Origin of the sequence: Pseudomonas sp. DrBHI1, assembly GCF_002205115.1 — a bacterium.
GTDB classification, from domain to species: Bacteria; Pseudomonadota; Gammaproteobacteria; order Pseudomonadales; family Pseudomonadaceae; genus Aquipseudomonas; species Aquipseudomonas mosselii.
In genome coordinates this window covers 25699-32164 of sequence record NZ_NIBE01000131.1, presented here as the reverse complement: position 1 = coordinate 32164, position 6466 = coordinate 25699, and the positions used below count along the sequence as shown (strand labels likewise).

The 6466-nt window shown below is 66.7% G+C and carries 7 protein-coding genes; 3 read left to right on the top strand and 4 right to left on the bottom strand.

Annotated elements, in window-relative coordinates; genetic code table 11:
- The 3 genes from CC207_RS24405 to CC207_RS24395 form a co-directional block, all read right to left on the bottom strand.
- Positions 1–758, bottom strand: a 758-nt coding sequence (locus CC207_RS24405) for a hypothetical protein (protein WP_256582350.1), incomplete at its 3' end; no start/stop codon positions are given.
- 26 nt (positions 759–784) lie between these two features.
- Positions 785–1417 carry a LysE family translocator gene (locus CC207_RS24400; protein WP_062359732.1) on the bottom strand — a complete coding sequence of 211 codons (633 nt, stop codon included), beginning with the start codon at positions 1415–1417 and terminating at the stop codon, positions 785–787.
- Between the two features lie 2 nt (positions 1418–1419).
- Complete coding sequence (locus CC207_RS24395; protein WP_062359764.1) at positions 1420–2196, bottom strand: YqcI/YcgG family protein; 777 nt, start codon at positions 2194–2196, stop codon at positions 1420–1422.
- 189 nt (positions 2197–2385) lie between these two features.
- Between CC207_RS24395 and CC207_RS24390 the strand changes: the two genes are divergently transcribed.
- Complete coding sequence (locus tag CC207_RS24390; RefSeq protein ID WP_062359734.1) at positions 2386–3306, top strand: LysR substrate-binding domain-containing protein; 921 nt, start codon at positions 2386–2388, stop codon at positions 3304–3306.
- Here CC207_RS24390 and CC207_RS24385 read toward each other — a convergent pair.
- Positions 3287–4198, bottom strand: a complete 912-nt coding sequence (locus tag CC207_RS24385) for a LysR family transcriptional regulator (RefSeq protein WP_028691811.1) — start codon at positions 4196–4198, stop codon at positions 3287–3289. The two genes, CC207_RS24390 and CC207_RS24385, sit on opposite strands and share 20 nt — an antisense overlap.
- Positions 4199–4312: 114 nt before the next feature.
- On the opposite strand from CC207_RS24385, the gene CC207_RS24380 reads away from it, so the two are divergent.
- Both CC207_RS24380 and CC207_RS28045 read left to right on the top strand, forming a co-directional pair.
- Entirely contained in the window at positions 4313–5518 is a 1206-nt protein-coding gene (locus CC207_RS24380) for an MFS transporter (protein ID WP_028691810.1), read from the top strand.
- A gap of 100 nt (positions 5519–5618) precedes the next feature.
- Positions 5619–6466 (top strand): 3'-5' exonuclease (locus CC207_RS28045; protein ID WP_305880229.1); only part of this gene is annotated, 848 nt, incomplete at its 3' end.

Below are 6466 nucleotides of genomic sequence, written 5' to 3'. Positions count from 1 at the left end.
AGCGGTTGCAGGATGAAGGTGAGGGTGGTGTGGCCGTCCGCCAGCAGCCGGTCCCACTGGCGCAGGGTGCGGCCCACGGCATCGGCGGCGCGGATCAGGCGCTTGTCCGGGCTCGACAGCGGTTCCACTGGCGGCCAGCGGGTTTCCCGGGCTGGCGCCAGCAGCTGGCCAAGGCGTTGCCAGAACGACTCGCGGCGCGCTTCGCCGCCGGCATGCACGCCTTCGTTGAAACGGTTGAGAAAATCCTGGTAGGCCTGTGCCCGATGCGGGTCCTGCGCACCGGCCAGGACTTCGGCGAGGGCCTCCTGGGCCAGTGTGTTCAGGCCACTGAGCACCACCACGTGGCCGATCTGGCCAAAGCGGTGCTGGTGAGTGAGGAACATCAGCAGTTCCTGGGTTGCGTTCAGGCCGCAACCTGCGAGGCTCAACCAGATCTCGCCGGTCAGCACCGACAGGTACGAGGCCACGGTGTGTTCGTCGGAGCTGGCGCCGATGCCCATGGCGGTGGAACCGCCCACCAGCAGGTTGACCCGCGCCGCGCCGGCGCGCTCGGCCACCGAGAAACGCTTGCCGGCGCAATGGCTGTAACGCATGCCCAGGGCGTCGGTGTTGATGGTTGCGCAGCGGTAGCCGCGCTCGTGCACATACAGCGTGTGCGGTGCGCGGCGGCTACCCAGTTGCAGGAAGCGCTGATAGTCCTGCGCCAAGGGGTCGGGCGTGCCCATGCTGCCGGTAGTGGCGGGGGGGATCGGGGTCATGGGCGCTCCTTCTGTTAGGGGTTGGCTCAGGCGGCCAGCTCCCTGAGGTTGTAGGCCAGGCCGACGGCGGCGATCAGCAGCAGGGCAACGCCGGAGGCCAGGCTGATCAGGCGGTTGCTGCGCGGCGAGGCGATCTTGCCGATGGCGAAGATGTACAGGCTGAGCACGGCGAAATCGATGGCGATCCACAGCAGCGACAGCACCACCATGCTCTTGCCGAACGACTCGGTGATCTGGATGAACTGTGGGAAGAAGGCGATGAAGAAGATGATGTCCTTGGGGTTGGAGATACCGACCATGAAGCCCTGCAGCAGGCCCCCGCGGCCCGCTTGCGTGCTGGTCGTGGCCTGCGGTGCGCTGTCGACCGGGGCCTGCAGCGCTTCGCGCAGGGTGCCCAGGGCGATGTAGCCGATGAACAGGCAGCCCAGCAGGCTCATGGCGCTGAGCCAGGTCTTGTCGATGGCCGCGCTGGTAAGGATGATCCAGGCGGCCGCGCCGATCAGCACCAGCGAGGCCCAGTTGGTGCCGACCGCGGTGAACAGGGCCTTGCGCGAGCCCGAGGCGGCGGCGGTGTTGACGATCAGGGCCACCACCGGGCCGGGCGTGGCGATCAGCAGCAGGACGGTAAGGGCGTAGGTGGCGGTCAGTGCGGTATTCACGATCAGCTCTCGGTGAGGGTTGCAGCGGTTGCGTGGGCATGGAACGGGCAGCGCGCCGGGCTCGGCGAACCGGGCTCCTGCAATTGGTACTGCTTCCATTCGAAGTTGTCGTCCTGGCCGAAGAAGCCCAGGGTCTCGGGCATCACCCCGTCGTTGTAGTGGCGCACCCGCTCGCGGATGCGTGCGCGAATGCGCTGGCCGCTTTCAGTGCTGGCGCTGGCGACCTCGTCGAAGCTCTCCCGCGGGTTGATGACGAAGGCAATGTGTCGGCCCAGGTTGCGGCTTTTCATCAAGCGGTGGGCGGGGAAGCTCATGTTGATGAACAGCGGCATGCCGGCGAAACAGAACGACCAGCGCGTGTCGTGCGGATCCTGCGGTACTTCTTCGGGCCAGGGCTGCGGGTCGCGCGCATGGACCTGATTCAGCACGTCCCAGGCCAGTGCCTGCTGTGCCTGCAGCGTGGTGCCGGGCGCCGTCTCGAGGAACACCAGCAGCGGGTTGCCGATGCGCTGCTTGAGCGGGATCGGCTCGATGGTGCTGATGTAGTCGCCAAGGCCTTGGGCAATATCGTCTGCCAGGCGTTCGGCGCGGGCGAAGACGATGTGGCACGTGCGCGCATTGACCGCCTTGCGCCCGAACAGGCACGGGAAGTCAGGGTTGGCGAGGGTTTCCTTGAAGTGTTCTATGGTCTTGTACGTCCAGTGGTGACGGTTCTGGACATGTTCATCGGCGAGCTCCAGCGCATCCAGGCGGTAGCAGTTTCCATAACCCGTAAACATGATTTCCCCAGGCATATCCGTATGCAGTATTTAATAGAGTTTCTCGTTTAATAGAACGTTTTCGACATATAACGGCAGCTTTGCTATATATAATTGTTATTTACCGGCATTTTCCGAGATGGATCCCGCGTTGTAAAACGCCTGGTTCTATGACCTACTATTAGCTTCACTCATGCTCTGGAAGGCGCCATGTCGGAACGGATTCAAGCCTTGCACGCCCTGCGCGCCTTCGAAGTGGCGTCGCGCTATGGCTCCTTCACCCGCGCGGCCCAGGAATTGGCCCTGACCCAGGGCGCGGTCAGCCACCACATCAAGACCCTCGAAGCCCTGTTCGGCTGCGACCTGTTCGAGCGTCGCGGCCCCAAGCTGCGCCTGACCGAGCACGGTCGGCTGCTGGCCCAGGAACTCAAGGTCGGTTTCAAGATCATCGAGAACGCCTGCGCGCTGTTGCGCCAGGATCGCTACGGCGTGCGCCTCAAGGCGCCGTCCACGCTCACCGTGCGCTGGCTGCTCAGGGCCCTGGACGGCTTCAAGCGGGTCGACAACAGCTGTTCGGTGCAACTGTCGAGCGTATGGATGGACATCGACGCGGTGGACTTTTATTCCGAACCCTATGACTGCGCCATCCTGCTCGGCAACGGACGCTTCCCGGCGGATGTGGAGAGCCTGAAGCTGTTCGATGAATGGCTGATCCCGGTGTGTCACCCAAGCTACCTCGAGCAGGCCCGGCCGGAGCTGTCGGTGCTCTCCAGCTGCGAGTTCCTCCACCCCTCGCCGGACCGGCGTGACTGGCGACGCTGGCTGGCGCGCATGGACGCGCTGGACGTCAGCATCGACCAGGGCCAGGTGTTCGACACCCTCGACCAGGGCATCTCGGCTGCCCAGCAGGGGCTGGGCATCTCGGTGGTCGACCTGGTGCTGGCCAGTGCCGACCTGGCGGCGGGCAACCTGGTCACGCCATTCCCCCACGCGGTGGCCACCGGCGACGGCTACTACATGACCTGGCTCAAGGCCAGCCCCAAGGCCCACCAGATGCACAAGTTGCGCGACTACCTGGTGGCGCAGGTGCCGCCGCTGTCGCACAAGGACATCAGCTACCTGTACGGCTGAGGTCGGTGGCAGGCAGTACCCGTTCGAGCATGAAGTCGATGAACACCCTCAGCTTGGGCGGCATCTGCCGTCCTGATGGCCACAGCAGGTAGAAGCTGCCACGTCGCTCCATGAAGCTGTCGAGCACGCTCACCAGGCTGCCGGCCGCCAGTTCCTTGCGCACGCTGAAGTCCGGCAGGCAGGTGATGCCGCGATGGTTGAGGGCGAAGCAGATGCGCGTCTCGACGTGATTGCAGACCATCGAGATGGGAATCGCGTAGTCCTGCTCGGGGTGTTCCCGGCGCAGCGGCCAGGTTTCCAGCTTGCCGCTGCTGGGGAAGCGGTAGTGCAGGCAGCTGTGCCCGGTGAGCTCACGGGGATGCTGCGGCGTGCCGCGTTCGCGCAGGTAGGCGGGGGACGCCACCAGGCGATGCTGGAAGTGCCCAAGGAACTTGGCGTTGAGGCGCGAATCCAGCGGCTGGCCACCGCGCATCACCACGTCGAAGCCCTCGCCGACGATATCCACCATGCGGTCGCTGAAGTCCAGGTCGAGCTCGATGTCGGGATAACGCGCCATGAACTCGGCCAAAGCCGGCATCACCAACCCAGTCACCTGCGGCAGGCTCACCCGCAGGCGCCCGCGGGGCGCTCCGCTGGCCTGGGACAGCTCCTGCTCGGTGGCTTCGATCTCGGCAAGGATGCGTCGGCTGCGTTCCAGGAACAGCGTGCCCTCGGCGGTCAGGGTGATGCTGCGCGTGCTGCGGTGAAACAGGCGCACGCCCAGGCGTTCCTCCAGCCGTGCCACGCGCTTGCCCACGGCGGAGGCGCTGATCCCCAGCGACTGGCCGGCGGCGACGAAACTGCGGGTCTCGGCGACCCGGTTGAAGACCATGAAGCCGCTGAGGCTGTCCATGCTGCGCTCCGATTGCGGACACTGATGTCCTGACTGAGTGGAATTGTACCCGGCTTTTTCCGCAATTCCTCAGCAGCGCACCATGCCTGCCTAAATCGATAGCCGGAGACAACCATGCATTCACCTTCCCCGGCGGCGTGTGTCGCCGCATCCCCTGCCAGCGCCACGCGCCTTCCCCTGAGCGGGCTGCTGGCCCTGGCCCTGACCGGCTTCATCGCCATCCTCAGCGAAACCCTGCCGGCCGGCCTGCTCGACCAGATCGCCGATGGTATGCAGATCAGCCAGGCCATGGCCGGGCAATGGGTCACGGCCTATGCCCTGGGGTCGCTGCTCACCGCCATTCCATTGGTGACCCTGACCCAGGGCTGGTGGCGTCGCCGCGCACTGCTGCTGGCGATCGCCGGGTTCGTGCTGTTCAACGGGCTGACTGCCGTGTCGCCGGACAATACCCTCACCCTGTGTCTGCGCTTTCTTACCGGCGCCGCCGCCGGCCTGGCCTGGGGCCTGATCGCCGGCCATGCGCGGCGCATGGTGGCGCCGGCCCAGCAGGGCAGGGCCATGGCGGTGGCGATGCTGGGCCAGCCCATTGCGCTGTCGCTAGGTCTGCCAATCGGCACCTGGCTCGGCGCCTGGCTGGGCTGGCGCGCGGCCTTCGTGGTGGTCACGGTCGCGGCGTTGCTGCTGACCGTCTGGGTGGTGCGGGCGGTGCCGGACTTCCCCGGCCAAGCCGCCGGCAAGCGCCCCGCAGCGCTTACGGTGTTGCGCACCCCGGGCGTGGCGCGGGTGTTGCTGGTGATCCTGGCGTGGATTCTCGGGCACAACATCCTCTACACCTACATCGTGCCGCTGCTGGCGGCGGCGGGTATGACGGCCGAGGTGGGCCAGGTGCTGATGACCTTCGGCCTGGCCTCGCTGGGCGGCATCGTGCTGGTGGGCCTGGGTGTCGACCGCCATCTGCGTGGGCTGGTGTTGTTGTGCCTGGCCGGGTTCGCCCTGGCGACGCTGGCCTTGGGGCAGGCCCAGGGCGCCGCCTGGCTGGTGCATGTCAGCGTGGCGCTGTGGGGGATGACCTACGGCGGTGCGCCGACCCTGTTGCAGACCGCCTGCGCCGATGCGGCGGGCGAGGGCGGCGATGTGGCGCAGTCGATGCTGGTGACGGTGTGGAACAGCGCGATCGCCTTGGGCGGGATCATTGGCGGGTTGTTGCTGGTCGGCGCCGGGGTCGAGTCGTTTGGCGCGGTGGTGCTGGGGCTGCTGGCGCTGGCGTGGCTGCTGGTGGTCAGCGGACGACGGGCCGGGTTCGTCGCGGGCGCACGCTAGCCTGATCGGACGCAATCGCGGGGCCTGGAAACACCCCTTTATGCCAAGAGGAACGGTACAATCCGCCCATGTGAGAACGTAGCGATCCGAGGTCCCCGCAGTGCCGTTGCAACAAGGCTTCGTCTTGACCCGCCACTGGCATGACACGCCCGAAGGCACCTGCGTGGAGTTCTGGCTGGCCACCGACCAGGGCCCACGGCGCCTGCGCCTGGCCGCCCAGCCCTCGGTGGCCTTCATTCCCGCCGCCCAGGCTGCCCACGCCCGGGCGCTGCTGGCCGGTGAACAGGGCGTCGAACTCAAGCCCCTGCAGTTGCGCGACTTCGACCTGCGTCCGGTGATGGGCCTGTACTGCCGCCAGCACCGCCAGCTGATCGCCCTGGAAAAGCGCCTGCGCGCTGCCGGTGTCGAGGTGTTCGAAGCCGACATCCGCCCGCCGGAACGCTACCTGATGGAGCGCTTCATCACCGCCCCGGTGCGTTTCGATGGTCGCCCCGACAGCCAGGGCGTGCTGCACGATGCCCAGCTCAAGCCCGACCCGGACTACCGCCCGCCGCTGCGCCTGGTGTCACTGGATATCGAGACCAGCGAACGCGGCGAGCTGTACAGCATCGCCCTGGAAGGCTGCGGCCAGCGCCAGGTCTATATGCTCGGCCCGGCCAACGGCGAGGCGGGCGAGCTGGACTTCGACCTGCACTATTGCGCCGATCGCGCTGAACTGATCGTCTGCCTCAACCAGTGGTTGGCCCGCCACGACCCCGACGCGATCATCGGTTGGAACCTGGTGCAGTTCGACCTGCGCCTGCTGCACGAGCATGCCCAGCGCCTGAACGTGCCGCTGTGCCTGGGCCGCGACGGCGCGCCGATGCACCTGCGCGAGCACGGCGCCCGCAGCCACTTCTTCGCCGAGGCGCCGGGCCGGCTGCTGATCGACGGCATCGAGGCCTTGCG

What these genes read in the sequence shown, in the direction of transcription:
- CC207_RS24395 (WP_062359764.1), bottom strand. Translation starts at nt 2,196, where the DNA reads ATGTTTACGGGTTATGGAAACTGCTACCGCCTGGATGCGCTGGAGCTC.
- CC207_RS24380 (WP_028691810.1), top strand. Translation starts at nt 4,313, where the DNA reads ATGCATTCACCTTCCCCGGCGGCGTGTGTCGCCGCATCCCCTGCCAGC.
- CC207_RS24390 (WP_062359734.1), top strand. Translation starts at nt 2,386, where the DNA reads ATGTCGGAACGGATTCAAGCCTTGCACGCCCTGCGCGCCTTCGAAGTG.
- CC207_RS24385 (WP_028691811.1), bottom strand. Translation starts at nt 4,198, where the DNA reads ATGGACAGCCTCAGCGGCTTCATGGTCTTCAACCGGGTCGCCGAGACC.